The 24,134-nt window shown below is 66.4% G+C and carries 23 protein-coding genes; 9 read left to right on the plus strand and 14 right to left on the minus strand.

Annotation, left to right across the window (positions count from 1 at the left end; genetic code table 11):
- Positions 1-41: 41 nt before the first annotated feature.
- Together ABIE65_RS14490 and ABIE65_RS14495 are read left to right on the plus strand one after the other, a co-directional pair.
- Positions 42-935, plus strand: a complete 894-nt coding sequence (locus ABIE65_RS14490; RefSeq protein ID WP_354078609.1) for an NHL repeat-containing protein — start codon at positions 42-44, stop codon at positions 933-935.
- The gene (locus tag ABIE65_RS14495) at positions 932-1,573 is read left to right on the plus strand and encodes a LysE family translocator (RefSeq protein WP_354078610.1); all 642 of its coding nucleotides are present in this window, start codon (positions 932-934) and stop codon (positions 1,571-1,573) included. The genes ABIE65_RS14490 and ABIE65_RS14495 overlap by 4 nt, the downstream gene beginning before the upstream one ends.
- A 5-nt stretch (positions 1,574-1,578) precedes the next feature.
- Here ABIE65_RS14495 and ABIE65_RS14500 read toward each other — a convergent pair whose 3' ends face one another.
- Genes ABIE65_RS14500 through ABIE65_RS14515 form a run of 4 tightly spaced genes read right to left on the minus strand, consistent with a single transcriptional unit; the run spans position 1,579 to position 5,473 of the window.
- Positions 1,579-2,232: an aspartate/glutamate racemase family protein gene (locus tag ABIE65_RS14500; RefSeq protein WP_354078611.1), complete on the minus strand. Its 654-nt coding sequence runs from the start codon at positions 2,230-2,232 to the stop codon at positions 1,579-1,581.
- Positions 2,229-3,320 carry an Ldh family oxidoreductase gene (locus ABIE65_RS14505; RefSeq protein WP_354078612.1) on the minus strand — a complete coding sequence of 364 codons (1,092 nt, stop codon included), beginning with the start codon at positions 3,318-3,320 and terminating at the stop codon, positions 2,229-2,231. Before ABIE65_RS14505 ends, ABIE65_RS14500 begins: the two co-directional genes overlap by 4 nt.
- A gap of 2 nt (positions 3,321-3,322) precedes the next feature.
- A complete protein-coding gene (locus ABIE65_RS14510) occupies positions 3,323-4,402 on the minus strand; it encodes an Ldh family oxidoreductase (protein ID WP_354078613.1) in 1,080 nt (359 codons plus the stop codon).
- Between the two features lie 3 nt (positions 4,403-4,405).
- Positions 4,406-5,473: an Ldh family oxidoreductase gene (locus tag ABIE65_RS14515; RefSeq protein ID WP_354078614.1), complete on the minus strand. Its 1,068-nt coding sequence runs from the start codon at positions 5,471-5,473 to the stop codon at positions 4,406-4,408.
- 253 nt (positions 5,474-5,726) lie between these two features.
- Here ABIE65_RS14515 and ABIE65_RS14520 point away from each other — a divergent pair, with 253 nt between their 5' ends.
- The 4 genes from ABIE65_RS14520 (at position 5,727) to ABIE65_RS14535 (ending at position 10,602) form a co-directional block, all read left to right on the plus strand.
- Positions 5,727-6,947 (plus strand): MFS transporter, encoded by a 1,221-nt coding sequence (locus ABIE65_RS14520; RefSeq protein WP_354078615.1) that lies wholly within the window; start codon positions 5,727-5,729, stop codon positions 6,945-6,947.
- A 125-nt stretch (positions 6,948-7,072) separates the two neighbouring features.
- On the plus strand, positions 7,073-8,353 hold the full coding sequence (locus tag ABIE65_RS14525) for an amidase (RefSeq protein ID WP_354078616.1): 1,281 nt from the start codon (positions 7,073-7,075) through the stop codon (positions 8,351-8,353).
- Complete coding sequence (locus tag ABIE65_RS14530; RefSeq protein WP_354078617.1) at positions 8,298-9,644, plus strand: amidase; 1,347 nt, start codon at positions 8,298-8,300, stop codon at positions 9,642-9,644. Before ABIE65_RS14525 ends, ABIE65_RS14530 begins: the two co-directional genes overlap by 56 nt.
- A gap of 46 nt (positions 9,645-9,690) precedes the next feature.
- Positions 9,691-10,602 carry a methyltransferase domain-containing protein gene (locus ABIE65_RS14535; protein ID WP_354078619.1) on the plus strand — a complete coding sequence of 304 codons (912 nt, stop codon included), beginning with the start codon at positions 9,691-9,693 and terminating at the stop codon, positions 10,600-10,602.
- A 44-nt stretch (positions 10,603-10,646) separates the two neighbouring features.
- On the opposite strand, the gene ABIE65_RS14540 is transcribed toward ABIE65_RS14535, so the two are convergent.
- From ABIE65_RS14540 to ABIE65_RS14570, 7 genes are all read right to left on the minus strand, one after another.
- Positions 10,647-11,231, minus strand: a complete 585-nt coding sequence (locus ABIE65_RS14540; RefSeq protein ID WP_354078620.1) for a thiamine pyrophosphate-dependent enzyme — start codon at positions 11,229-11,231, stop codon at positions 10,647-10,649.
- Positions 11,228-11,758, minus strand: a complete 531-nt coding sequence (locus ABIE65_RS14545) for a phosphonopyruvate decarboxylase (RefSeq protein ID WP_354078621.1) — start codon at positions 11,756-11,758, stop codon at positions 11,228-11,230. The genes ABIE65_RS14540 and ABIE65_RS14545 overlap by 4 nt, the downstream gene beginning before the upstream one ends.
- A gap of 86 nt (positions 11,759-11,844) precedes the next feature.
- Positions 11,845-12,213, minus strand: a complete 369-nt coding sequence (locus tag ABIE65_RS14550) for a VanZ family protein (RefSeq protein WP_354078623.1) — start codon at positions 12,211-12,213, stop codon at positions 11,845-11,847.
- Positions 12,210-12,869, minus strand: coding sequence for a dioxygenase family protein (locus ABIE65_RS14555; RefSeq protein ID WP_354078625.1), 660 nt, complete (start codon positions 12,867-12,869; stop codon positions 12,210-12,212). Before ABIE65_RS14555 ends, ABIE65_RS14550 begins: the two co-directional genes overlap by 4 nt.
- Before the next feature lie 101 nt (positions 12,870-12,970).
- Positions 12,971-14,161: an acyl-CoA dehydrogenase family protein gene (locus ABIE65_RS14560; RefSeq protein ID WP_354078626.1), complete on the minus strand. Its 1,191-nt coding sequence runs from the start codon at positions 14,159-14,161 to the stop codon at positions 12,971-12,973.
- Positions 14,162-14,235: 74 nt separating this feature from the next.
- Positions 14,236-14,646 (minus strand): hypothetical protein, encoded by a 411-nt coding sequence (locus tag ABIE65_RS14565; RefSeq protein ID WP_354078627.1) that lies wholly within the window; start codon positions 14,644-14,646, stop codon positions 14,236-14,238.
- A gap of 445 nt (positions 14,647-15,091) precedes the next feature.
- Entirely contained in the window at positions 15,092-16,813 is a 1,722-nt protein-coding gene (locus ABIE65_RS14570) for an N-acyl-D-amino-acid deacylase family protein (protein ID WP_354078628.1), read from the minus strand.
- Positions 16,814-17,002: 189 nt separating this feature from the next.
- On the opposite strand from ABIE65_RS14570, the gene ABIE65_RS14575 reads away from it, so the two are divergent.
- Positions 17,003-17,776: a ferredoxin--NADP reductase gene (locus tag ABIE65_RS14575; protein WP_354078629.1), complete on the plus strand. Its 774-nt coding sequence runs from the start codon at positions 17,003-17,005 to the stop codon at positions 17,774-17,776.
- 94 nt (positions 17,777-17,870) lie between these two features.
- On the plus strand, positions 17,871-19,049 hold the full coding sequence (locus tag ABIE65_RS14580; protein ID WP_354078630.1) for a TAXI family TRAP transporter solute-binding subunit: 1,179 nt from the start codon (positions 17,871-17,873) through the stop codon (positions 19,047-19,049).
- Between the two features lie 162 nt (positions 19,050-19,211).
- Here ABIE65_RS14580 and ABIE65_RS14585 read toward each other — a convergent pair whose 3' ends face one another.
- The 3 genes from ABIE65_RS14585 to ABIE65_RS14595 form a co-directional block, all read right to left on the minus strand.
- Positions 19,212-20,468 carry a Rieske 2Fe-2S domain-containing protein gene (locus ABIE65_RS14585; RefSeq protein ID WP_354078632.1) on the minus strand — a complete coding sequence of 419 codons (1,257 nt, stop codon included), beginning with the start codon at positions 20,466-20,468 and terminating at the stop codon, positions 19,212-19,214.
- A 364-nt stretch (positions 20,469-20,832) separates the two neighbouring features.
- Positions 20,833-22,980, minus strand: coding sequence for a DUF294 nucleotidyltransferase-like domain-containing protein (locus tag ABIE65_RS14590; RefSeq protein WP_354078633.1), 2,148 nt, complete (start codon positions 22,978-22,980; stop codon positions 20,833-20,835).
- A gap of 4 nt (positions 22,981-22,984) precedes the next feature.
- Complete coding sequence (locus ABIE65_RS14595; protein ID WP_354078634.1) at positions 22,985-23,617, minus strand: hypothetical protein; 633 nt, start codon at positions 23,615-23,617, stop codon at positions 22,985-22,987.
- A gap of 257 nt (positions 23,618-23,874) precedes the next feature.
- Between ABIE65_RS14595 and ABIE65_RS14600 the strand changes: the two genes are divergently transcribed.
- Positions 23,875-24,126, plus strand: coding sequence for a DUF4212 domain-containing protein (locus ABIE65_RS14600; RefSeq protein WP_354078635.1), 252 nt, complete (start codon positions 23,875-23,877; stop codon positions 24,124-24,126).
- The last annotated feature ends 8 nt before the right edge of the window (positions 24,127-24,134 follow it).

Raw genomic sequence — 24,134 nt, forward strand, 5'->3', positions numbered from 1 at the left:
CGTGGTATAGCCGGTACGTTTCCCGGAGCTCAGCTGGTTCGATGACGCATCTCGTTTCAACCGCACTCGCCGTCCTCCTGTCGACAGGCATCCTGCCGTTGGCCGCCGAGCCGTTGGGCATCCCGCCGACCTACATGCAGCGCGTGATCACCGCCGACGTTCCGAACGGCGACGCAATCACCCTGCGGGCATGGGTTCCCGGGCTCGACGAGGGGTTCGTCCCGCAAGGACTGACCGTCGCCGAAGGCCAGATCGTGCTGGGTGCCTACAAGGGCGTAGAGGGAAGCGGTTGCCGGCTCTATCGGCTCGACCCCGGAAATGCCCGGGTGACCGGGACCTTCGACATGCCCGCACGCTGCGGCCATGCAGGCGGACTGGCCTACGCTGGCGACGGTCGCCTCTTCGTCTCCGACACCTGGGTTCTGTTCGAACTCGATCTGACGAAGGTGTTCGGGCCCGGCGCGGGCGAATCGGCCGTGGTAAGACAGGTGTCGCTCAACTTCCCGATGCGGGGATCGTTCCTGACCTATAGCGGCGGAGCGCTCTGGATCGGCGAGTATAAGAAGCCCGGCACCGCGCAGATGTGGCGCGTTCCGCTAGAGGCGGTCGAGAAGCCGGCACAGCCACGCGGCCTGACCGAGGCGGACGCCACCACGGTGCTGAAGATAGCGGCGGCTTCCCAGGGTGCGGCATTCGACGGATCAGGTAACCTCTGGCTCAGCCAGAGTTCCAGCCAGTTCGGGCGACTGCAGAAGCTGGATCCGAGCGATGGTCGGGTGCTGGCGGAGTATCGTGCGGTTGCGGGCATTGAGGATCTTGGGTTCGATGCCGAGGGATTGCTGTGGTCGACCTCTGAGGCCGGCTCGCGGCGCTGGCCGAACTGGCCGACCAACTACCCCTTCGTGATGCGATTCGATCCGGCCCGCCTGCAGTGATTCCCGTCGAACTGCCGGTTCTGGCGGCCTTCATCGGGGCATCGCTGCTGCTCGTGCTTTCGCCGGGCCCCGACACCATGCTGATTCTGCGCTACACGATCGGATCCGGGCGCACCGTGGGACTGGCGACCGTCGCCGGAGTCCAGGCCGGGCTCGCTACCCACACCATGGCAGCCGTCGTCGGGCTGTCCCTCCTGATCTCCGCCACGCCTGCCGCTCTACAGGCCATCGCCGTGGCCGGGGCCCTCTATCTCGCTTGGCTCGGATGGCAGAGCTTTCGAGCGGGCGTCCTGCCTCTCGACAGCGTCGCCGGCGCGACTGCCGTGATACCCGCGAAGGCGTTCCGCGACGCCCTACTGACCAACGTGCTCAACCCGAAGGTCGTCCTGCTATTCCTGGCCTTGATGCCACAATTCCTGCGGGACAACGGCTGGTCGGTGCCGACGCAGCTCGGCTTCCTTGGCATCGTCCTGATCCTCGTCAACACGGTCTGGCAGACGATGCTGGCAGTGCTGGCGAACGGCATCCGTCAATGGCTGGGGCGGCCAATCATCCAGCGCGTCGTGTCATGGGCGACCGGAGCCGTCCTCGTCGCGTTCGCGGCGCTGATGCTCCGCGATTTCGTTCTGCCGGCCTGAAAGCGTCAGGCTTCCAGGATGCGCTTCAGCGCGAGGATGCCGGCTTCGGCCGGTGCCAGAACGCGCCTGCCGCTGCGGGTTTCCGCCAATCGCTTGGCGCGGCCCATCGAGAACTGGGCGAACAGCACCGTTCCTTCGACAGGCAGGTCCGCCGTGGCATCCGCAATGATCTCGTCATGCCGCGCTGGGTCGCCGGCCAGCAGTGCCTGGATCGCCTCCGGTACGCTCGCCCCCCGGGCGGTGCATGGCCTGCCGGCCGCCTGCCGCTCGAGTTCGCGGATCAGGAGCGGTGCCGAGTCCGGCGCCGTCGATAGTACCTGAAACGTGCCGTCGGCGGCGAAAGCCGCCTCCACGATCCCCTGGAAGGAGGTCAGGACCGGGATCGAGAGGCCCTCCCTGCCCTTCTCCACCGCAGCACCGAAGAACGATCCGGTGAACAGGATACCTTCCGCCCCGACATCCGCGCTGTGCCGGAGCAGCATCGCGATGCGGCGGTCGATCTCCGCATCGGTAGCCGTGCCGCTGCTCCGGTCGGCATAGAGCGATCCATCGAACAGATGGAGCGGCACGGCATCGGGCCAATGTTCGGCCAGCGCCGCATCAACAGGCGGCATCGAATCGCGCAAAGCGTGGACGAGCCCGATCCGGGGTCCGCTCATCGTTCGTCCTCCAGGAAATATTCCGCACCTGCCGCCTCGGCGACCTCTCTCACCTCGGCCAGGAGCGATGCCGTCATCGGGATGCCGCTTTGCTCGCGTTCGGCGCGCGCCGCATGTTCCGGATCGCCGGGCACCATCACCGGCCGCGCCGGATCCACCGGTGGCGTCGCGTGCAGCCAATCGACGAGGGAATCGAGATCGTCCTCGAACGAGCCCGGGCCGCCGCGGAAGAATGCCGGGTCGATCGCCAGATAGAAGTGGCCGACGTCGACGTACTTACCGCGCTCGCCGGTACGCAGGTTGCGGCCCGCACTCTGCGAACCGCTCAAGACGGTCACGAGCGTCTCCACCATCGCGGCGAGGCCATAGCCCTTGTGGCTGCCGCGCTCGCGCGTGCCCCCGAGCGGCGTCAGGCGCTTGGGCTCCACGGCCAGAGCGGCGTTGGGGTCGGTCTCTGGTCGGCCGGTTTCGTCGTTGGCCCAGCCTTCCGGGATCGGCTTACCCTGCCAGCGCGCGATATCGATCTTGCCGACCGCGACCGTCGTCGTCGCCATGTCGAGCGAGAATGGCGGGTTCCGGCGCCCGGGAGCCGCGAAGGCGATTGGATTGGTCGCCATCCGCGACATGCGGCCGAAGGTCGGCACCATGGTGAGCTGGGTCGCTCCCGTCATCGCCATGCCGATCATGCCGGCGTCCGCAGCCATGCCCGCGTAAATTCCGCACGCACCGATATGATAGGAATGGCGAACCGAGACTGCGCCGACCCCCTCCTCCCGAGCCTTTGCGATGGCCGTCTCCGTTGCAAATTTCGACGAGAGGTGGCCCATCCCGTTGTCGCCGTCGACCAGTGCGAGCGCCGGTAGATCACGGACGATTCGGATTTTCGGAGTCGGGTTGATCCGGCCTTCGCGGAAATGCTTCTCATAAAGCTTGATCTTGCCGACGCCGTGGCTGTCGATGCCGCGCAGGTCGGATTCGACCATCAGCATGACGATGTCGTCGATGTGACTCGGCTCAAAACCCCAGCCGTCGAAGATCGCCGCCAGCTGCCGGCGCAGGGCTGTTGCCGAGACGGTCTTGTCGGCCATCGTCAGCCCTCCAGAAGGAAGGGAGCGTTGCAGCCGCGGGCGACCTGCCGCACTTCCTCCAACAGAGTGTCGGTCATGGGAATGCCCTCCGCCATCCGCAGACGCCGAGAAGCATGCTCCGGATCCCCTGCGACGAGCACGGGCTGACCGTCCTCCGCGGGAGCGGTGCCATGCAGCCAGTCGATCAGCCTGTCCATATCGGCCGTGAAGGCTGCCGGTTCGCCCCGAAAAAATGCCGGGTCCAAGGCGAGGAAGAAATGCCCGACATTGATGTACTTGCCGGGCTCGAGCGTCGTCAGGTCGCGCCCGCCCACGTACGAGCCAGACAGGACGCTTCCGAGGATCTCCACCATCATGGCGAGGCCGTAGCCCTTGTGACTGCCGAGCGCTCGGGTCCCACCCACCGGTGTCATCCGCTTGGGCACGGAGGCGACGGCCGCCGCCGCATCATGTTCAGGCTCCCCGGCCGCGTTCAGGGCCCAGCCGGTCGGCAGCGGTTTTTCGGCGCGACGCGCGATCTGCAGCTTCCCCACCGACACGGTGCTTGTCGCCATGTCCAGGGAGAAGGGATCGTGCGTCCCGGCAGGTGCCGCGAACGCGATCGGGTTCGTGCTGAACATTGGCTCGCGCGCGAAGGTCGGTACCACCGCACGCTGGGAAGTGCCGGTAACCGCAAGGCCGATCAGGCCTCGCTCCACCGCCATGGTCGAATAGACGCCGGCAGCGCCGTAATGGTTGGAGTTGCGAACGACGGCGAAGCCGACGCCGCAGTCCTCGCACTTCTCGATTGCGGCCCGCATGGCCATTTCGGCCGGCGGATGACCGAGGCCGTGGTCAGCATCGATCAGGACGAAGGTCGGACCTTCTTTCACGACCTGGATGTCGGGCTGGACGTTCAACCGACCCTGGCGGCGATACTGCTCGTACTGGGGCAGCATGCCGATGCCGTGGCTGTCGATCCCGCGAAGATCCGTCTCGACCATCAGTTCGACCGTCGTGTTCACATGTCTTTCGGGCATGCCCCACGCCCGGTAGACCTCGGCGATCTGGCGCTTCAGCGTAGCTGGTGAGACCATGATCATGGCTCAGTTCCCCAGCAGAAACGGAACGCCCGCATTCTGCGAGACGAGGCGCACCTCTTCGAAGAGGGTGTCCGTCATCGGGATGCCGGACTTCGAACGTTCCTCATAGCTCGCATATTCCGGGTCGCCGGCGACCAGGACGGGCTGCGCCGGATCGGCCGGCGGCGTTTCGTGCAGCATGTCGATAAGCCGGTCCATATCCTCGGCGAACTCGCCCTCCTCGCGAACAAGGTCGGGGTTGAGCGCGAGGAAGAAGTGACCGATGTCGTTCTGGTCACCGGCCTTGCCCGTTGCTGGGTCGACCGCCGCCAGCCAGGACCCCGTCAGCGTCGAGCACAGGATCTCGACCATGGCACCCAGGCCATAGCCCTTGTGGCTTCCGAGTTCGCGGGTGCCGCCGAGCGGCGTCAGGCGGCGAAGCTCGAACGCGCGCTGCGAATCGGTCATGGGCCGGCCGTCCTCGCCGAGCGCCCAGCCCTCCGGAACCGGCTTTCCGGCGCGGCGCGCGATATTGACCTTGCCGAAAGCCACCGTCGTCGTCGCCATGTCGAGCCAGAATGGCTTGTTGCGCTTCGCGGGCGCCGCGAACGAGATCGGATTCGTGCCGAGGCGAGGTTCGCGCCCGAAGGTCGGAACGAGAATAGGCCCCGCATTGGTTGCGCTCATGCCGATGACACCCTCGCGGGCAGCCATCAACGTGTAGTAGCCGGCCGCCCCAAAGTGATTCGAGTGAGCCACGGCAACCACGCCGATACCGCTCGCCTTCGCTTTCTCGATGGCGAGTTTCATCGCCTTCACGGAGGGCGCGTGGCCGAGGCTGCGGTCGGCATCGATCATCGCGACCGACTTCCGCTCGCGAACGATGCGGATGTCGGGGCGAACGTTGATCTTGCCCTCGCGGAACCAGCGGTCGTAGGTCGGAATCATCCCGACGCCATGGCTATCGACACCGGTGAGGTCGGTTTCGACCATCACCGTCACGGCGGTCTCGGCATGCTCGGCCGACATGCCCCATGCCAGAAAGATCGAGCTGAGCTGTCGGCGTAGCACGTCCGCGGTGACGACGATCATCGGCGTTCCTTCCTTCTTCGTTGGGCCGCCGGAACGTTGCACCAACCCGGCCGTTCGCGCCAGTCCCGCTACCCCCATGGCCTTCCTGGCTGCATACGCCTCTGTTTGGCTGGATCGGACGGATACTTGACGTTGGCGGCGGCCCGCCCGTCGGTCCCCCATGAGCAAGCTTCGGGTGGTCTGGGAAGCCGCATTGCGGCACGGTCGCTACGGGCATCGACCACAGCGCCGGTCGGGATCAAGGGGGAGTGCGATGCGGGCGGTGCCCTTCCACGGCTGGTACATCGTGTTCTGCGCGTTCCTCGTGGCCCTTTTCGGCTGGGGATTCGGCTTCTACGGATCGGCTGTCTACCTGCACTATCTGCACGAGCGCCATGGCTGGCCGAGTTCGATCATCGCGGGCGCGGTGACGACGTATTACTTCTTCGGCGCGCTCCTGTTGGCGTTCGTCGGTAGCACCTTCGAACGGTTCGGGCCGCGGATCGTGGTCACTGGCGCCTGCATCGCGATGACCGGCGGGGTCGCGCTGATCCCGTTGCTCCAGGAGGCGTGGCAGCTCTATCCGGTCTTCATCCTGATGTCGGTCGGCTGGACCGGGATGAGCACGGTCGCCGTCAACACGATGGTGGCGCCGTGGTTCGAGCGACGGCGGGGTCTGGCGATCAGCCTAGCCCTGAACGGAGCCAGCGTCGGCGGCGTGCTGGTCGCTCCGCCCCTCATCATCCTGATCGATCTGCTCGGGTTCGCGAACGGCCTGTGGGCAGCTGCCATAGTGGCGCTGCTCATCCTGATGCCGCCCGTCTGGCTCCTGCTGCGGGGCAGTCCGGCCGAACTCGGACTTCATCCCGACGGCGCAGCGGCGGACGCCGATGATGGCCGGGCTGGACCATCTGCACCAACGCCGCCCTGGCGCGTCCAGAACCTCCTGCGCGACCGCAACTTCTGGACCATCTCCGCGCCTTTCGCGCTCGGCCTCACCGCCCAGGTGGGATTTCTCACCCATCAGGTGGCATACCTTTCGCCCCGCATCGGTGCAGCGCAGGCGGCACTCTGCGTGAGCCTTTCGACCATTGCCGCCGTCGGGGGCCGCGTCGGCACCGGGATCTTCATCGACCGGGTCGACCGGCGGATGGCGGCATCTGCCAATTTCATGATCCAGTGCGCCGCACTCGTGCTGCTCCTGCGTGCAGAGAGCGCCTGGGAGATTTACACTGGATGCATCCTCTTCGGCCTCGGCGTCGGCAATCAGATCACCCTGCCCGGCCTGATCGTTCAGCAGGAGTTCCCGCGCGCACATTTCAGCCGGGTCATCGGCATGGTCGGTGCCATCAACCAGTTCACCTTCGCCTCGGGCCCCTCGATCCTGGGCTTGATCCGCGATCGGACGGGCGGCTACGAGGCCGCCCTCGCTCTGTGCCTCGGCCTGCTGCTCGCTTCTGCCACTCTGGTGCTGGTTCGAAGACGCGACGGATGATGAGCCGAGGCACAGGAATTGCGTGCTCGGCACGGCGCAATGCATCTACTATGCGCGCCGTTCCTTGTCGAGAAAGCGGAGCCTGCCGTGTGTCACCTGACCCTGTGCCCGTGCGAGGACACGCAATGAGCGCCCCGTACGAAACGGACGCGCTCTCTGCCGGCGCGGATATCGCCGCCGGCCGTATCACCTCGGAATACCTCGTGCGCAGCTGTCTCGAGCGCATCGAGGCACGGGAAGGTGCCGTCGGGGCGTGGGAGTATATCGACCCAGATCAGGCACTCGCCGAGGCTGCCAGCCGTGATGCCGAGGCGCCGCGCAGCCCCCTTCACGGGGTGCCGGTCGCGGTCAAGGACATCGTCGCGACACACGACATGCCGACCGGCAACGGCTCGCCGATCTATGCCGGCCATCGGCCTGCCTGGGATGCGGCATGCGTCGCGCTTCTGCGTTCGGCCGGGATGGTCGTGCTCGGCAAGACCGTCAGCACCGAGTTTGCGATGCGCTTCCCGGGAAAGACGCGCAACCCGCACAATCCGGCGCACACTCCCGGCGGTTCCTCGAGCGGATCAGCGGCGGCCGTGGCGGACGGAATGGTGCCGCTTGCGATCGGAACGCAGACGGCGGGCTCCGTCATCCGCCCTGCGTCCTATTGCGGCTGCGTCGGCTTCAAGCCCACCTATGGACGCATCGCGCGGGCGGGCGTCAAGATGCTCGCCGAATCGCTCGACACCATCGGCACCATGGCACGCACCGTGCCCGATGCAGCGGCATTCGCAGCGGTGATGGAGGGCATTCCCGTTCCGCCCTTCAACGCCCGCTCGGACCCGCCGCGCGTCGCCTTTTGCCGCAGTCCCGCATGGTCCGATGCCGAGCCAGAACTCGAGCCTGCAATGAATGAGGGCTTGGAACGGCTGCGGGCCGCGGGAGCTCAGATCGTCGAACGGGAGTTGCCGAAGTCGTTCGACGAGGCTGGCGACGCCCACAATGTCGTCATGGTCTACGAGGGCTATCGGTCCCTGGCCTGGGAGTTTCTCGCCCGGTCGGAACAGCTGAGTGATGCGATCAAGGCGTACACGGGCCCGGGTCGAGACATGCCGCGGGAACGGTACGACTGGGCCCGCCGGGTGCAGGCGACCTGTCGTGCCGAGTTTTACCAGATGTTCCTCGGTATCGACGTTGTTCTGACGCCGGCAGCACCGGGAGAAGCGCCGGGCGACCTGTCGTTCACCGGCTCCCCCGTGTTCAACCGGATCTGGACCCTTCTCGGCGTGCCCTGCGTAACGGTGCCCGGCTTGCAGGGTCCCCGGGGCTTGCCGATCGGTATGCAGGTCGTAGGTCCTGCCGGTCATGCCGCCGCCGTGCTGGGCGCCGCCCACTGGATTCATAACGCCCTCACCCGCTAGGCCATTTTTCATGACCGAACCCTGCGATATGTCCGCCCTCGAGGCGGCCAAGGCGATCTCTGACGGCCACCTGACGTCTGAAGCGCTGGTCCGCTCGTGCCTGTCGCGCATCGAAACGCGTGAACCAGAAGTCGACGCCTGGAGTGCCCTCGACGCTGACGCGGCTCTCGCAGAGGCCCGGCTCCGGGACGCTTCGCCAACGGCCGGCCCGCTGCATGGGGTTCCGGTCGGCGTAAAGGACGTGATCGATACAGCCGGCCTGACCACCAGCTACGGCTCGCCCATCTATGACGGTCACCATCCGTTCGCGGACGCCAGCTGCGTTGCCTTGCTGCGTGCCGCAGGCATGGTCGTGCTCGGCAAGACCGTCACGACGGAGTTCGCCAATCGGCACCCCGGCCGCACCCGGAACCCGCACAATCCAGCGCATACGCCCGGCGGCTCTTCGAGCGGCAGTGCCGCAGCCGTCGCCTGCGGCATGGTCCCTCTCGGAATCGGCACACAGACCGGCGGATCGGTGATTCGACCTTCGGCCTTTTGCGGCGTCGTAGGATTCAAGCCGACCTACGGCCGTGTGCCGCGGACCGGTCTCAAGTTTCTGTCCGAATCGCTCGACACCATCGGCGTCATGGCGCGGACCGTGCCGGATGCAGCCGCATTCGCCGCCATCCTGGAAGGGACAGCGGTAGCCGCGCTTCCCGAGCTTCAGGGTCCTCCCAGGATCGGGGTCTGCCGCAGCCCGGCATGGGCCGAGATCGAGCGCGACGGCGAGGCCGCGCTTCGCGACGCGTCGGCGCGGTTTCGGGAAGCCGGCGCGATCATCAGCGAGGTCAATCTGCCGCGCACCTTCGATGACGCTCCCGCTGCCCAGATGGCCATCATGGCCTACGAGGGGGCGCGCGAGCTCGCGGCAGAACGCGAACAGAACTGGGATCAGCTGAGCCCGGCCTTGCGGCAGTCCATCGTCGAAGGTCTCGGCATCAGCCGCGAACGCTACGATAAGGCGCGATCCACACAAGCAGCCTGTCGGAGCAGCCTGTCAGACGCCTTCGGCAGGATCGACGTCATCGTGACACCCGCAGCGCCCGGTGAGGCGCCGCTCGGTGTCGGGTCTACCGGCTCCGCCAGCTTCAATCGCATCTGGACCCTGATCGGGGCGCCATGCGTCACCGTCCCCGGCCTCTCGGGCAAGCGGGGCCTGCCCATCGGCACGCAGTTCGTCGGTCTTCCCGGACAGGCGGCCTATACGCTCGCTTGTGCCCATTGGGCGCACGGCGTTCTCACCCGATAGTCCGGCCAATATTTGCGGCGCCGCCCGCGCCGACCATATGAGGCGCATGACCGGATTCCGCTCAGCCGACGACATGGAGATTTTCGACCGGCGCCTCGTGCGCCGGCACAGGGACCGGGCCGCGCCGCGTCTGGCGGATCACGACTTCCTCATTCGTGAGGTTGCGGATCGCCTCGGAGACCGCCTCGACGACGTCCGACGCGAGTTCCCGACGGGTCTCGACCTCGGCTGCCATACCGGCCAGATCGCGGACGTTATCGCAGGACGGGCGGGTATCCAGACCCTCGTACAGTGCGACCTCTCCGAGCGCATGGTTCGCCGAGCGGGAGGTTTACGGCTGGCGGCCGATGAGGAGGTCCTGCCCTTCGGCGCGGCGACCCTCGATCTCGTGGTCAGCTGCCTCGGCCTTCACTGGGTGAACGACCTTCCCGGCGCTCTTCTGCAGATCCGCCAGGCGCTAAGGCCCGATGGCTTGATGCTGGCTGCGATGCTTGGCGGCGACACATTGTTCGAGCTTCGCCAAGCCCTGTTCCAGGCCGAAACCGAAGCCACGGGTGGCGTTAGCCCGCGCGTGTCACCCATGGCCGATTTGCGCGATGCGGCAGGCCTTCTGCAACGGGCGGGATTCGCCCTGCCGGTCGCCGACCTCGACACGATAACAGTCAGTTACGATGATCCTATTGCTCTGATGCGCGACCTGCGCGGCATGGGGCAGACCAATGCCGTGCGCGCTCGACACCGAGCCCCGATGCGACGGGAAACTCTGCTGCGTACGGCATCGGTGTTGCAGGAGCGGTTCGCCGACCACGAGGGACGGATCGGGATCACTTTCCAGGTCGTGTGGCTGATGGCGTGGGCGCCGCACGCGGCACAGCCGAAGCCACTGCGGCGCGGCAGTGCGGCGATCCGGCTGGCGGATGCGCTCGGCGTCGGCAAGCCGGAGAGCGAGCCGGATTGAAATGACGGCCGCCGCTCCGTGACCAAGCGGCGGCCGGACATCATTCAGCCGACGGCGTCCTCGCCGACGACGGCCTGCCTGAAGCGGGTCTTGAGGAATGCCCCGTCCTTCGGCGGCAGGACCATGGGCACCGCATCCGCCGACACCTTGATCAGGACGAACACCGGCCCCTCGCCCTCGCGGGCGATCCGGACGGCCTCACCCACAGTCGCCTCGTCCTCGGCGACGAACACCTCGCGGAAACCGACGGATCGCGCCACACCGGCCAGATCGGTCCCGCGCGCCGTGTGCGTCACCTGCTGCCCGGTTTCGCCGTAGCGGCCATTGTCCAGCACGACCACCGCCATGTTCTTCGGCTGCTCCGCCCCGACGACGGAGAGGCTACCCAACCCCATCAGCAATTCGCCGTCCCCGGTAATCACGACGGTTCGACGCTCCGGCTGCGCGATCGCCATGCCGAGACCGATCGGGACAGCCCCTCCCATAGCACCCCAGAGGTAGAAGGTACGGGGATCGTCACCGGCCGCGAAGGCGTCGTAGGTCGACTGTCCCAGACCGGTAACCACCATCGTGTCACCGCGGTTGCTCAGGAGGCTCTTCACCACCTCCCGCCGATGCAGCGCGCTCATCGCGTTCCCTCCGGTCGGCCGGCTTCGAAGACCTTGGCTCCGATCAACCGCTGACCGAGGAGCACGGCAACGGCTGAGTTGGTATTGTAGGCGTAACGGATGCCGGTCCGCACCGTCTCACCGACCGACTCCGGCGTATCGCAGCGATAGCAGGCGACACCGCACAGTTCGAGATGCGCTTCGGTGGTGCGGCCCATCGGGATCTGCCACGTATTGAACTCGCCCCACTCGCCCCGCATGGTCACCAACGTGATCAGTGGAAACTGACAGATCTTCGTCAGGGACAGCATGTTGATGCAGTTGCCGACACCGCTCGACTGCATCAGCATCGCGCCACGGTCGCCGCCGAGCCAGGCTCCCGCGAGCAGCGCGATGCCGTCTTCCTCGGTCGTCATCGACACCGCCCGCATCGACGGCGTTTCGAGACACCGGCGAATCACTTCCTTGTGCCCGGCGTCGGGGACGAACGCCACCTGCCGGATCTTCGCCTCGATGAAGGCGTCGTAAATGTCGTCCTGCCAGGCCATGCCGACCGACGCTCCCTGCTGAACTACGATCGCCGCTGTCTACACGAGGGGCACCGGGGGCACAACGCCGGTCCGGACATTCCGAGCTAGCGGCCGGAGGCGGCCCGCCTGCCGAGTAGTCCAGTGAGGGCCAGAGCAGTAAGCCAGCCGACCGCAACGCCGCTGATATTTGCCGCCACATCGCCCCACTCTGCGAGATGGCCGGTGGGCAGCGCCACCTGCAGTACCTCGATGAGACATCCGAGCGCGACGAGAAAGGCGCAAAGGACGGCACCGCCCGGCATGCCCCAGCCCAGGACGGCGAGCATCGACGCGAGCGCATAGGTGGCGCCGTGCCCGAGCCGATCATGGACGTCGACCATGGGGAGCAGATTGCCGGTCAGCAGAAAGACGGCGGGGAAGCCGGCACAGATCAGCGCCATGAAGGCAATGCGGCAGTGTCGAGCCGGAATCATGCCGGCGCCGAGCGATTGAAGCCCAGGATGATATCGAATTCGGCCCTGAACGTGACGCCCACCTGTTCGGCATCTGCGGTTTGCTGCAGTGGCACGACCAAGCGCGCGCGCGCAGCGGGATCGCGCACGCTGCCCAGAACAGGGTCCCGCTCGTTGTCCTTCTCCCCGGCGAAGAAGATCTGAGTTGTTGTCGCACCGAATCCTGGAGCGGAAATGCGGACATGGATATGCGGCGCGCGGCCCGCGACGGCGCCAGGGCGGATCGTCCGGAAGCCGAAGCGGCCGTCGCCTCCCGTCTCGCTCCGTCCGTAGCCCTGAAAGTTCTGATCCGACGCTTGATCTGTACCGGGTTGCCGCCCTTGCGCGTCGGCATGCCAAATCTCCACACGCGCGTCGGCCACCTCCCGCCCGGCGGCGTCCAGCACCCGGCCTGATAGCAGCAGCAGGCTACCGTCGGCGCTGCCGGCCCGGCCAGCTATTCGGGCCAGGTCGGTGTCCGTCTCCGCTGAAATATCGCGAGGAACAGAAGTCTCCGGTGGGAGGGCCGGGGTAGGGACCAGTTCCGCCCGCGCGGTTCCTATGGTCGCTGCCACCGCAACGAAGAGGACCACCGGAATCACGGCCAGACCCGCCAGCCGCTTGATCGGTAGAGACACATGCCGCTCCAGGATTTTCGTCGCGGCTGGATGTTGGGATCGCTCGTAACGAATGCCAGCCTCGCCCCTGGCGTTGCTCGCCGCCGAGAGGCGATCCGCAGCTATAGCCCCAATTCTGCCTTCGTGATGATGTTCCGCTGGATCTCGTTGGAGCCGCTGTAGATCGAGGCTGCGCGCAGGAAAAGGTAGCTTGGGACCAGGGCATTGAACTCCTCGGATCCCACCGGCTCTTCATTCCAGCCGTTCTTGAGCGCCCCGATATTGTGCGGCAGCGCATAATATCCGGCAGCCTGAACACCGAGCTCCGAGATCATCTGCTGGACCTCAGTCCGCCGCACCTTTATGAGCGACGACACCGCACCGACCTCCTGATCGGCCGTATGCGCCGCAAGCGCACGCATCGTCGTCAGTTCGACGGCTTCCAACTCGATCTCCGTGTTCGCGATCTTCCGGCGGAAGTCGGCATCCGCCATGAGAGGCTCACCGTCGTTCGTCTCGCGCCCCGCGATATCCTTCACCCGCTGCAGCGCCGTCTTCAACTCGCCGACCGCCCCGCCGGAAAACCGTTCGTGCTGAAGCAGGTACTTGGCGATGGTCCAACCCCTGCCCTCTTCCCCGACCAGTGCGTCGAGCGGCACCTTCACGTCGGTGAAGAAGACTTCGTTCACGTGGCGCAGACCGTTCATCGTGATCACGGGCCGGATCTCGATGCCCGGTAGCGTGACCGGGAAGATCAGGAAGGAAATTCCGTCCTGCCGTTTCGCCTCCTGGCTGGTCCGTACCAGGCAGAAGATCCAGTCGGCGTGATGAGCGAGGGAGGTCCAGAGCTTCGAGCCGTTGACGACGTAGTGATCCCCCACCCGATCGGCTCTAGTCTTGAGCGACGCGAGATCCGAACCGGACCCGGGCTCGGAATAGCCTTGGCACCAGACCTCCTCCCCGGACAGGATCTTCGGCAAGTGCTCGTTCTTCTGTGCATCGGTGCCGAATGCCATCAGCACCGGGCCGATCATGCCGATCCCGAACGGCGAGAGGCGCGGCGCCCCCGCAAGCCCTGCCTCATCATCGAAAATATAACGCTGGACGACCGTCCAGGCCGGACCACCCCAGGCCTCCGGCCAATTCGGCGCGACCCATCCCTTCCGGAACAGGATGCGGTGCCAGCGCATATAGTCGTCCTTCGAGACCTCCATGCCAGCGAGCACCTTCCGGCGCACGTCGTCCGGCAGATTCTCGCGGATGAAACGCCTCACCTCGGCACGAAACGCCTCATCTTCGGCACTGAAGCGCATGGCGTCCTCCCGGATGTATTTCGCGCATCGTAAGACGATGCAATCAGTCCGGACAAGTCACCTACGCCAGTCACTCACCGCGTTCGGAGCGATGCATCGCACGCCGCCCGCAAAGCCTCCTGTTGCGGTCTTTCGAGCGGGCGCCCGTTGATCGAGACGCGGCCATCGCCATGGAGTGTGAGGAGACCTGCGAGGGCTTCGCCATAATAGTCCCTGCGGTCGAACCGCCCGGCGTCGGCCCGGCGCATCGGGATCAGGATCTCGAAGGTGGTTTCTTCCGGAAGATCGAACGCGGGAGGCTCCAGATCGGCGGGGATCACGGCACGCCCCTTGACGTCGACGCCCGCCCGGTAGGCGACATCGGGGGACGGACTGTGACGGAGGACCTGCGCGCAGGCGTCAGGCCGTGCGCTGGCCGGGCCGGCCCAGACGACGATCAGCCCGAGCGAAAGCACGGCTATGGGACGGCTGAAGGAAGTGGTCATGCCCACAGGATCGCATCGCAATGATTAACGATCCGCAACTAGCTGCACACGCCAGAGTCGCCAAAGTGCCAACGCATCGGGCGGGTGACGCACACATTTCCGTCGCAATGTGCAAAAAACAGGTGACTGCGACGATGCGACGCTGTAATATCACCGCATTAATCAAGAAGGTCGCTGGTCGCGACCCACGCGGCCCAAGTTGAGGGAGGAAAACCGCTCAAAGCGGGGTGCGCAATAAGCACCGTTCGGGGATCAAGGGCAAGACTTCGGTCTTGCTCTTTTTTTGTCTATTTTTCTGCTCGATTGTACTTGCCTTAGTTGGCGTGGCGGCGTCCTGAAAAGCCGCTTCGGCGGCACAAACGTTGATGAAGTTGGGCAGCCGAATTTCGGCTAGTGCGACATCGAACGGGTCGCCGCTCGCCGAGCGGTGACCCGTTCAGCAACATCAGAGCCTTGTCGAGCGCACGAGCTTCCCGGGCATTGCACCTGTCGCGTGACCCCTCTCGAAGATCGGGGTGCCTGCGACGATGGTCATGACATAGCCGTCTACGCGCTGAACCAGACGCTTGCCTCCGGCTGGCAGATCATAGGCCAGTTTCGGTATGTGGAGTCGCAATGCGGCATAGTCGATGAGGTTGATGTCGGCCCGCTTGCCGACTTCGAGGCGCCCACGATCGTGCAGGCCGAAAAAATCGGCCGTAGCGCTGGTCTGGCGCTTAACGATCATTTCCAACGGCAGTCGCTCGCCCCTTTTGCGGTCGCGAACCCAGTGGGTGAGCATGAAGGTGGGCAGGCTGGCATCGCAGATAACGCCGACATGGGCACCGCCGTCGCCGAGGCCCAGGAGCGTATGCTTGTCGGTCAGCATCTCGCGAATCGGTTCGTGGTCGCCGCTCGCGTAATTGGTGACCGGGAAATAGAGCAGGCGATCACCGTCGCCGTCGACCAGGTAGTCGTAGGCATACTCGGCCGGAGCTTTCCCGTCCCGCGCCGCCAGTGCCGCGATGCTGCAATCCGGCTCGGGCTCGTAGTCGGGCGGATCGCTCAGCAGGAAGATCCGCGACCATTCCGTTGCCAGGACCCGCTGCAGCGGGGGCAGGATGGAAAGCAGCTTTTCCGAAATCGGTTCGTCGAGGATCGCGCGTCTCACGGCCGGGTCGCGGAGCCGGAGCATTCGCTCCGCTGTGGGCAGTTTGGCGATCTCGGCGAAAGTCGGCTTCGGCGTGAAGGGACTGAGCGAGGTCATCAGGCCGAGAATGACGCCGACCGCGCGGCCGCAAACCTGTGCCATGACTGCAGCGCCCTCGTCCTGGGCCTGACGCACTTCACCCATCAGGCGCCGCCAGCGACCAGGGTCGGAGTTCCGGTCTGTGAGCAGGAACCAGACGGGCCGTCCGCTCTCGTGCGCCTGCTTCCGCATCCAGGTGAACTCGGCGGCCTCGTCCTCGAAATCGTTGAGCATGCCGAAGGCACCGGTACCCACCTTACCCAGCGCCTTGCCGATTCCCAGCAGTTCCTCCGGCGCTGCATTGCGGGCCGGCACCAGATCGCCGGTGGTCGTGCGATGGGATTCGGTCCGCGACGTCGTGAAGCCGAAGGCACCGGCGCGCATCGCTTCCTCGGTAAGGAGGTGCATCGCCTCGATGTCGTCGGAGGTTGCCAACTCGCGCCGCACAGCGCGTTCGCCCATCACATAGACCCGCAACGGGTGATGGGGCATTTGGGCGGCGACATCGATCGTGCGCGGCACCTGCTCGAGCGCGTCCAGATACTCCGGGAACGTCTCCCAGTTCCACTTCAGACCTTCGGCAAGGACGATGCCGGGGATGTCCTCCACCCCCTCCATCAGATCGATGAGGCACTCGCGGTCCTTCGGCCGCACCGGAGCGAAACCCACTCCGCAGTTGCCGAACATGACCGTCGTGGCACCGTGCCAGGAGGATGGGGCGAGTTCCGGATCCCACATCGCCTGCCCATCGTAATGGGTATGGATGTCGACCCAGCCGGGGGACACCAGAAGTCCGCTGGCATCGACCTCGCGTCGTCCGGGTCCCACCTTTCCGCCGACTGCCGCGATCCTGTCGCCGTCTACGGCGAGGTCTCCGGAAAAGGCTGGACGGCCGGTACCGTCTACGAGAGTGCCTCCGCGAATAACGAGGTCGTGCATTGCCCGCTACCTCCTATACAGCCGCCCATCGGCACATTAGCGTCGCGTCGACCGCTGGGCAATTTCCATGCCGAATCTGTGAGGATAGCCGCGGCTTGTCGCCGCATGTCAACCTGACGCACAAACCGTCGTGGTAGGACTTCATTTTGCGCCTATCTGCACACTGCCTCCTACCGAAGTGATCTCCGCATGAGCAGTTTCGATCGCGAGCATATCCTTTCGGTCCATCATTGGACCGACAAGCTCTTCAGCTTCACCGCGACGCGCAGTCCCTCGCTCCGGTTTCAGAATGGGCAGTTCGCGATGATCGGCATCGAGGTGGACGGCCGTCCCTTGCTGCGCGCCTACAGTATGGCGAGCGCCAACTGGGAGGATCATCTCGAATTCCTGAGCATCAAGGTGCCCGACGGCCCCCTCACCTCGCGCCTCCAGCACATCCAGCCCGGCGACACGCTCCTGGTGGGGCGCAAGCCCACCGGCACTATCATTCTCGGTAACCTGCTGCCGGGTCGAACCCTCTGGCTGCTCGCGACGGGAACCGGGCTCGCGCCGTTCATGAGCCTGATCAAGGATCCCGAAGTCTACGAGACATTCGAGCGCGTCGTGCTGGTGCACGGCTGCCGACAAGTTGCCGAACTCGCCTATCGCGACTGGATCACCGAGGAACTGCCGCGACACGAACTGCTCGGAGAACTCGTTCGCGGCAAGCTGGCCTATTACCCGACGGTGACCCGCGAACCCTTCACGCCCCGCGCGCGGATCACCGACCTGATCCAGACTGGCCGGATCAACGTCGACCTCGGTCTGCCGCCGCTCGACCCGGCGGCGGATCGGCTGATGCTCTGCGGCAGCCCCGCGATGCTGGCGGATACATCGGCCCTGCTGGAGGCCCGCGGCTTCATCAGCGGCAGCGCCTCCCAACCCGGTCACTACGTAATCGAGAAGGCATTCGTCGAAAAATAGCTGGCGGCACCGGCGCTACCCCGATCCTGTTGCCTAATCCGGACCAATGCGGCGACACTCCTCGAAACGAAGAAGATACCGAGGAGGACGTTCCATGATCTACAGTTCGACCCGCTGTCTGGCCGGCGCACTGTTCGGCGCCGGCCTTTGCCTGTCTCCCGCGCTTGCCGCACCCGATATCGAGCTGCCGCAGACCCTGGTCTGGACCGCATACGACATCGGCTCGACCGGTTACAGTCAGGCCGTCGGTATCGGGTCGGCACTGAAGAACAACCTCGGCATCAACCTCAGGGTCCTGCCGGGCAAGAACGACGTGTCGCGCCTCGTCCCGCTGCGCGAGGACCGCGCCGGTTACTCGGCGACCGGCTCGGAGAGCAGCTACGCCTCGGAAGGCATGTACCTGTTCGGATCGCGCGAGTGGGGACCGCAGCCGATCACCCAGCTGATCATGAGCGTCTCGGACGGGACGTCAGCCATGGTCACGGCGCGCGACGCCGGCATCAAGACAGTGGCGGACCTGAAGGGCCGCCGTGTCGCCTGGGTCAAGAGCGCCGCATCGCTGCAGAACTCGATCCGGGGGCATCTGGCATTCGCCGGACTCACCTGGGACGACGTGATCAAGGTCGAGGTCCCCGGCTATGCCGCCTCCGTACAGGCGGTGATCGACGGCCAGGCCGATGCCGCCTACGGCACGACGAACTCCGCACCGTTCCTCAAGATCGAGGCCAGTCCGCGCGGGCTGCGCTTCCTGCCGTTACCGCACGACGACGAGGCGGGATGGAAGCGCCTGCTGGACGTCCTGCCATTCTTCTTCCCCGCCATCGCGAAGGAAGGACCGACGATCCCGCCGGAGGGCATGCAGATGGCGTCGGCCGCCTATCCCGTGCTGGCGACCATGCCCTTCACCTCGGCCGACCAGAACTACAATCTGACGAAAGCGATGGTGACCTTCTACGACGCCTACAAGGATTCGGCGCCGGGCGCCTACGGCTGGTCGATCGACCGGCAGCGGTTCACCGAAGGCCTGCTGCCGTTCAACGAAGGTGCGATCCGCTACTATAAGGAAATCGACCGCTGGACGCCCGAAGCGCAGGCGAAGCAGGACGAGAACCTGGCGCGCCGGAAGCTTCTCCAGGAGACCTGGGCCGAGTTCATCAAGACGGCCCCCGAAGATGCCGGGGAGTTCCAGAGGGCCTGGATGAAGCTGCGCTACGAGACGCTCCGCAGCCGGGACCTGCCGGCGATCCAGGACTCCTGGGATGTGATAAGCTGACGACGAATCGCGCGGCCGGTGCGGATGCCCGCGCCGGCCGCTGACGTGGAAGGGAGACACCGTCGTATGCCGCCAAGGCCCAGCACGCTCAGCATGCTCATCGTCATCGTCTTCGTGATCGCGGCCGTGTTCGTGCTCTGGGTGTCCTTCGGCTGAGCCTCTTCAGGCCTTTGCTTTGACGCGGCCCAGCGGGTCGCCGAAGCGCTCCATCATCACCTGCTCGAACGAGACCCCCTCCGCGGCGATCCAGCTGCCGGAGCGCAGGCGGAAGGCATCGTGGCGCCACGGGGCCTCCGGCTCCTGGCCCTCGGCGAGCGCCTTGGCGCCGCCCATCACCGTCCGCCGGAAGCGCATGATCGCCGCGTCGGTGGCGGTCAGGTTCTCGGTCGTGCGATCCACGATGAAGCCCTGGCTCTCCTGGATCATCGCGTCCTGCTCGGCGAGGCCGCGGACGCCGGTATAGGTCCGGTCCTTCTGGTCGGCGCGGTCGATCTGGTACTCGTTGCGCCGGTTGCGCAGCGGCACATAGTCCGGGCCGACCTCGCCGATGACGCCGTGGCCGCCCCGGAACTTGGCCCGTTCGGCGTCGGTGATCGGCCGCTCCGGGTTCCAGACGTAGGTGTAGATCCAGCACGACAGGTCGTCGATCGGCACGAAGGTGTAGCCGAAATAGTTCTCGCCCGGCAGGGTCGAGGGCGTCGTCGCGTGCGCCGGCAGCATGAACTGGGTCGTGCGCCAGTAGATGTCCCTGCCGTCCGCCCGGCGCGCCCCGCCGATCACGAAGCCGACGTCGTGCGGCAGGATCGAGAAGCGTGGCATCGGATCGTCGCGGATCCACTTCAGCCGCTTCTCGTCGGCCGGCACGTCCGGGCTCTCGTTCGACGGCACGCTGGGCGCCGGCATGTGCAGGAACGAGAAGTGCGACGTGTCGAGCGCCCCCTCCATCGACTGCGCCCAGTTGCACTCCTGCAGCTTCTTCGTGACGAACCGGTTCTCGGCCGGGAGCGTCGCGAACTCGAGCTGCGAGAGTTCCGGCACCCGCTCCGGCCATCTCTCCGCCGGGCCCATCCAGGCCCAGACGATCTCGCCGAACTCGCGCGTCGGATAGGCCGTGATCCGGATCCTGTCCTTGTAGGACGATCCGGGCGGCACGTTCGGCAGGTCGACCGCCCTGCCCTCCGCGTCGAACTTCCAGCCGTGATAGACGCAGCGCAGGCCGCAGTCCTCGTTGCGGCCGTAATACAGGTCGGCGCCCCGGTGCGGGCAGCGGCGATCGACGAGGCCGACGCGACCGCTGCTGTCGCGGAAAGCGACCAGATCCTCCCCCATCACCCGGACCCGGATCGGCGGACCGTCCGCCTGCGGCAGTTCCTCGCTGAGCGCCACCGGCTGCCAGAAGCGCCGGAAATACTGTCCCATCGGAGTCTCCCGCCCAGTCCGGGTCAGGATCTCGTTGTCGGCCGCGGTGAGCACAGGGCGTTTCCCTAGGTCGTTTCGGGAAACTATAGGAGCGGCGCCCGCCCCGATAAAGCGGCCGCCGCCCCGCTTCGGCCGGGAGATAAGGCGGATAGGTTTTTATGGTGTTTTATGGGGGTGCAGCGGACGGAGCGGTCGTTGGGGGGTTACCAATCATGGGGTTCCATTCCCTTTCGTTGGCAGACGCCACGGCATCACGGAGCGGTGCCTCGATTGCGACGATGTCCAACAGCGGCTGCCGGACGTTGCCGGCGGAAGGCATATCGGGCGGCGCAGGACAATATTCCATACGGACCGTCGGCATGCATCAGAACAGCAGCTCCCGCGTCGTGTCGTGCAGGCCGCCGGCGATGCGCAATGCGTCCTTCACGCGGTCGAGCAGGTCGCGCGGCAGGCCGCTCGGGTCTACCTTCCCGGTCGGCGGAACGCCGGCCTCCACGTCGCGCACCTGCTGGCGCAGGACCGCCTCCAGCACCGCCTCGTAACCCTCCGCCGCGACGACGAGATCGGCCGCCCCGCCGCGCCCGAGTGCCGCGACCTCGCGGAGCCGGTCGACGGTGCCGCGCGTGCCGCGCCCGTGACGAAGCGCCAGGACCCGAGCGGCGCTGACGACCGGCAGCATCGCGGCGCGCTTCAGGTCGATGCGCCCGCCCTCGGTCCGAAGCCCGCCGAACAAGCCGAATGCGGAGGGCGGCTCGGGCGACGCGTCGGCGAGCAGCTTGAGGAATTGCGGCGTCCGCGACGCCTCGGAGAATGCCCCCGCCATCACCCGCCCGGCCAGATCCGGGTCGCCGTGAACCGTGCGGGCGTCGTAGAAGATGTCGACCGACAGAAGATCCTCCGGGCTCGAACGCCGGAGCCAGCCCACGATACGCTCCTGCCATGTCGCGACGCTGCCCCGCCAGTCTGGCTCGCGCGCCATAACCCCGCCGCGGCAGTAGACGACGCCGATCTGGTCCAGGATGTCGGCCAGACGCCTGCCGAGGTCGGCGAAGTAGCCGTCTTCCGGACCCTCCGGATCGCCGTCGGCGAAGACGATCGCATTGTCCTGGTCGTGCGACAGAAGGCTTTCGCCTCGCCCCGCCGACCCGAGGACGAGCAGCGCGTACGGTCCCGGGACGGCTCGCCCCTCGGCGGCGAGCGCCGCCTCCGCCAGTTGCGCGGCGCGCCGCGTGGCGGCCCCGAGTTCCCGGCTGATCACGGCGGCGATGCCCGCCGCCGGCACGCCCTCGGCGAGCAGCGCCTCCGCCATGGCCGGCAGCTGGCCCCACGCGCGGGCCAGGGCGGGCATGTCCGATGCGGCATCGACGGCATCGCCCAGCCGCAGGGCGGCCGATGTCCTCAGCCGCAGCAGGTCACGCGCCGACAGCGCCCCGACGAGCACGCCGGCCTCGTCGACGACGCCCAGATGACGCACTCCGAGCCGGTCCATCCGTCCCATCGCACGATAGATGAACGCTGCCGCCGGTACGGCGCACAGCGGAAAGGACGCCGCTGCCGCCGCCGGCATGCCCAGGGCGTCTGCACCGTCCGACGCCAGCGCCCGAATGACGTCGCGTTCGGTCAGGATCCCTGTGTCGCCGGCATGCCGCAGGAAGACCGAGCTGATGCCGCGCGCGTCCATCATCGTCGCGGCGTCGCGCAGCGACGCGTCTTCGGCAAGGAACTGCGGCGGCGTCGACATGATGTCGGCGACGCGGTGGCGATAGGGGAAGGAATCGATCCGCGCGAGCGGTGCCAGGTTCGCGGCCGAGCCGTTGCCCGATGATCCGTCTCCCGAGCGGCCCCCTTCAGAGCCGCGGTCGCCGGTCCCCTCGTCGTCGGGCAACACCGCGGCGCCGCCGCCGAGGGGGCCGCCGGCCTCGCGCACGACGCGACACGCCGCTTCCGCTTCGGCCCAGGTGCGGATACCGCGCTCGCGGAGCAACGGGAGCAGTCGGCCGAAGATCGCGGCGGTCATGCGCGCGTCGCCGATCGCCGAGTGCCGCATGTCGACCGCGAGGCCCAACCAGCTGCACAAGGTTTCGATCGTGAAGGACGGGAGGGTCGGCGCCACGAGTTCGGCGAGATGCCGCGTATCGAGCGAGCGCGGGCGGCGCCAGAGTACACCGGCACGTTTCGCTTCGGCCGCGAGAACGGCGATGTCGAATGCGACCGCATGCCCGATCAGCGGCCTCTCGCCGAGATAGCGCAGCAGGTCTCGGAGCGCCTCGGCGATAGGGGGTGCGTCCGCGACGTCGGCCGCAGCGATATGGTGGATCGCGGTCGCGGACGCCGGGATGGCGACGTCCGGCTTCACGAAGGTGACGAAGATATCCGGCTCCCCCGCCTCCGGATGCAGCTTCACCGCGCCGATCTGGACGATCCTGGCACTCCGCGGATCGAGGCCCGTCGTCTCGACGTCGAGGACCACCGCATCCGCGGCGATCAGCGGCGCGGCGGCGGGGGACGCCATCGGGTCACGCCCGAGCCGGCGGGATCGCGGAGAGCCGGCGCGCCAGCCGCGGCGGGTCAGCCTCCTTGAGGAATGCTTCGTAGGCCCGCAGAAGGTTGGCGCGCTGGTTGTTGGTCACGAGGCGGAAATCGTAGCTCCTCAGGTCCGGGTGGATCGGCAGGTTGGCGAAGAATGCCTCCGCCGTCTCGATCGGGATGTCCTTCACGGCGCAAGGCGGGGAGCCGGCGCCGTCGATCAGCCGGCCGGCGATGGCTGCCTCGGCCCTGTCCCAGAAATCGAAAGCGGTACCCGGCGGCGTCTCGTAGCCCCGACACACGGTGCCGACGGCCGCGGCGACGCCGGCGGCCAGCGCCCGGGCGTCCTCCGCATGCGGCCGCAGGACGCCCTCCGCCATGATCGCGAGCCCCTGGAGGCAGAGCGGATAGTTGCGCCATTTCGCGCGTTCGGCGGCCGTCTTGAATGCCGGCTCCTCCAGCAGCTTCGTCGACAGCAGGCCGGAGCGGGCACGCGCATACTCGTAGATGCACTTCTGCACCATGAACGCGGCATGCCGGTCGAGGAAGGCCGAGAGGGCGGCCGGATCGCCGATCGGCGCCGCGCGGCGGAAAGAAGCGAGCAATTCCATCAACCCAGCCATCGATGCCGATCCAAGAACAGCTCCTTGTTCTTCACACGCGCCGCGGCGACTTCAATGACGCAAGTGCACAGTGCACATTGTGCAGATGCGAAGATCTCGCCACAAAGTCGCGATATCACCGTAAAGAAGTCTAGTCTAACGCGCCCTTTGTGGATTAAGAATCGAATATCCCGGCTCGTCTAGGTGGTTTGCCGGGCAACCGGACCGGGGCCGTCTGCTTCTGCGGCCGTCAGGTCGAAAGCTGGGGGGATCTGGCATTGACCAATGACCAACTCTACTGGGCGAAGACCAAACGGTTGATGATCACCTGCCTGGTCATCTGGGCGCTCGCCTCGTTCGTTGTGCATGCCTTCGTGTCCACGCTGAACGAGATCGTGATCATGGGCTTCCCGCTCGGCTTCTACATGGCCGCGCAAGGGTCGCTCATCATCTTCGTCGTCCTGATCTTCTGGTTCGCCAGCCGCCAGGACGCGATCGACCGCGAATTCGGCGTCGCCGAGACCGAGTAAGGAGGTCA

Source organism: Constrictibacter sp. MBR-5 (assembly GCF_040549485.1).
GTDB lineage: Bacteria > Pseudomonadota > Alphaproteobacteria > JAJUGE01 > JAJUGE01 > Constrictibacter.

Bases quoted from the DNA above. Each gene is read 5' to 3' on its own strand.
- ABIE65_RS14505 (WP_354078612.1), bottom strand. From the start codon at position 3,320: ATGGCCGACAAGACCGTCTCGGCAACAGCCCTGCGCCGGCAGCTGGCG.
- ABIE65_RS14550 (WP_354078623.1), bottom strand. From the start codon at position 12,213: ATGATTCCGGCTCGACACTGCCGCATTGCCTTCATGGCGCTGATCTGT.
- ABIE65_RS14595 (WP_354078634.1), bottom strand. From the start codon at position 23,617: ATGGCTGGGTTGATGGAATTGCTCGCTTCTTTCCGCCGCGCGGCGCCG.
- ABIE65_RS14565 (WP_354078627.1), bottom strand. From the start codon at position 14,646: ATGACCACTTCCTTCAGCCGTCCCATAGCCGTGCTTTCGCTCGGGCTG.
- ABIE65_RS14490 (WP_354078609.1), top strand. From the start codon at position 42: ATGACGCATCTCGTTTCAACCGCACTCGCCGTCCTCCTGTCGACAGGC.
- ABIE65_RS14545 (WP_354078621.1), bottom strand. From the start codon at position 11,758: ATGGCCTGGCAGGACGACATTTACGACGCCTTCATCGAGGCGAAGATC.
- ABIE65_RS14560 (WP_354078626.1), bottom strand. From the start codon at position 14,161: ATGCGCTTCAGTGCCGAAGATGAGGCGTTTCGTGCCGAGGTGAGGCGT.
- ABIE65_RS14585 (WP_354078632.1), bottom strand. From the start codon at position 20,468: ATGGGACAGTATTTCCGGCGCTTCTGGCAGCCGGTGGCGCTCAGCGAG.
- ABIE65_RS14530 (WP_354078617.1), top strand. From the start codon at position 8,298: ATGCCGCCGCCGTGCTGGGCGCCGCCCACTGGATTCATAACGCCCTCA.
- ABIE65_RS14515 (WP_354078614.1), bottom strand. From the start codon at position 5,473: ATGATCGTCGTCACCGCGGACGTGCTACGCCGACAGCTCAGCTCGATC.
- ABIE65_RS14570 (WP_354078628.1), bottom strand. From the start codon at position 16,813: ATGCACGACCTCGTTATTCGCGGAGGCACTCTCGTAGACGGTACCGGC.
- ABIE65_RS14575 (WP_354078629.1), top strand. From the start codon at position 17,003: ATGAGCAGTTTCGATCGCGAGCATATCCTTTCGGTCCATCATTGGACC.
- ABIE65_RS14540 (WP_354078620.1), bottom strand. From the start codon at position 11,231: ATGAGCGCGCTGCATCGGCGGGAGGTGGTGAAGAGCCTCCTGAGCAAC.
- ABIE65_RS14535 (WP_354078619.1), top strand. From the start codon at position 9,691: ATGACCGGATTCCGCTCAGCCGACGACATGGAGATTTTCGACCGGCGC.
- ABIE65_RS14500 (WP_354078611.1), bottom strand. From the start codon at position 2,232: ATGAGCGGACCCCGGATCGGGCTCGTCCACGCTTTGCGCGATTCGATG.
- ABIE65_RS14590 (WP_354078633.1), bottom strand. From the start codon at position 22,980: ATGGCGTCCCCCGCCGCCGCGCCGCTGATCGCCGCGGATGCGGTGGTC.
- ABIE65_RS14525 (WP_354078616.1), top strand. From the start codon at position 7,073: ATGAGCGCCCCGTACGAAACGGACGCGCTCTCTGCCGGCGCGGATATC.
- ABIE65_RS14510 (WP_354078613.1), bottom strand. From the start codon at position 4,402: ATGATCATGGTCTCACCAGCTACGCTGAAGCGCCAGATCGCCGAGGTC.
- ABIE65_RS14520 (WP_354078615.1), top strand. From the start codon at position 5,727: ATGCGGGCGGTGCCCTTCCACGGCTGGTACATCGTGTTCTGCGCGTTC.
- ABIE65_RS14580 (WP_354078630.1), top strand. From the start codon at position 17,871: ATGATCTACAGTTCGACCCGCTGTCTGGCCGGCGCACTGTTCGGCGCC.